The sequence below is a fragment of the Pseudoalteromonas sp. RB2-MNA-CIBAN-0110 genome (assembly GCF_040309305.1).
In the GTDB taxonomy this organism is placed as follows: domain Bacteria; phylum Pseudomonadota; class Gammaproteobacteria; order Enterobacterales; family Alteromonadaceae; genus Pseudoalteromonas; species Pseudoalteromonas arctica.
On the sequence record NZ_JBEOOQ010000233.1, the window covers coordinates 1 to 257 of the forward strand.

Annotated in this window: 1 protein-coding gene; it reads right to left on the reverse strand. The window is 39.3% G+C overall.

Translation table 11 applies throughout. The features are described 5' to 3' along the window. Positions 1 to 71: 71 nt before the first annotated feature. Positions 72 to 257 (reverse strand): cell envelope integrity TolA C-terminal domain-containing protein (locus AAEY68_RS21300; RefSeq protein ID WP_350586855.1); only part of this gene is annotated, 186 nt, incomplete at its 5' end.

Consider the following 257-nt stretch of genomic DNA (forward strand, 5'->3'; position numbering starts at 1 on the left):
GTGTTAGCCATTTAGCCAAATTATTCATGCGACTCCTTTTAACTCCATTCCATCATTAAATACGATTGATATTAATTAAATTCCGGTGAAACGGTTAAATTAATTTCTTTTAATTGCTGATAAACAGCCGGTTCAGGCGATACTGGTAACCGTCCCGCTTTATTTATCGACGCTTTGGCTGCTCGACACACTACCTGATCACCATCTAACGTTTGGCTTGTTGTGACAAAACCATCTGACGCTAGACGAATAAAGAC